Source organism: Flammeovirga agarivorans (assembly GCF_012641475.1).
Classification (GTDB): Bacteria; Bacteroidota; Bacteroidia; order Cytophagales; family Flammeovirgaceae; genus Flammeovirga; species Flammeovirga agarivorans.
This window is the reverse complement of sequence record NZ_JABAIL010000098.1, coordinates 1-640: the sequence shown is the minus strand read 5'-3', so window position 1 is coordinate 640 and position 640 is coordinate 1. Positions and strand designations below refer to the sequence as shown.

General features: G+C 58.6%; 1 protein-coding gene. It reads right to left on the bottom strand.

The annotated features are described in order from the left end of the window. Nucleotides 1-11: 11 nt before the first annotated feature. A partial coding sequence (locus tag HGP29_RS28425) for an ABC transporter permease (RefSeq protein WP_168885834.1) occupies nucleotides 12-640 on the bottom strand: 629 nt, incomplete at its 5' end.

Genomic DNA, 640 nt, shown 5'->3' with positions numbered 1-640 from the left:
GGACGGGTCATTTACCCGGCTCTCTCCAGTCCCAGCATGCCTCGCGCCTGGATAAAGCACAGCAGCAATACGCCCCACAGCGCCATCGTCAGATAGGGGCTGATACCGAGGATATTGAACCCACTCTCAATAATCTGCAGCAGGAACAGCGCGAGCACCATCCCAACGATGCGCCCGCTACCGCCATCCGGATTCACGCCGCCAAGCACCGCCGCGAGGATCGACACCAGCAAATACGATTCCCCATAAGATGCTTTGGCTGAGTTCAGCTTCGACATCATCAGAAACGCAGCCACCGCGCAGAGCAGGGCCGAGATGACATATACCCACATCAACACCCGCCGGGTATTGATCCCGGAATAATGGGTCGCCCGTTCGTTGGATCCGATCAACATGATCGCCCGACCCAGCGGGCTTTTCTCCAGCAGCACCCACAGCCCGGCCGCCACCACCGCAAAAAGCCACATTGGCAGCGGAATACCGAACCACTGGGCGTGATTCAGCCACAGCACCCACTGCGGATAGTTAGCGATGGCGCTGCCGCCGGTGATCAGAATATTTATCCCTTTGAGCAGGGTCATCATGCCAAGGGTAGCCAGGATCGGCGAAACGCGGATCCCGGCGATCAATATCCCGTTGC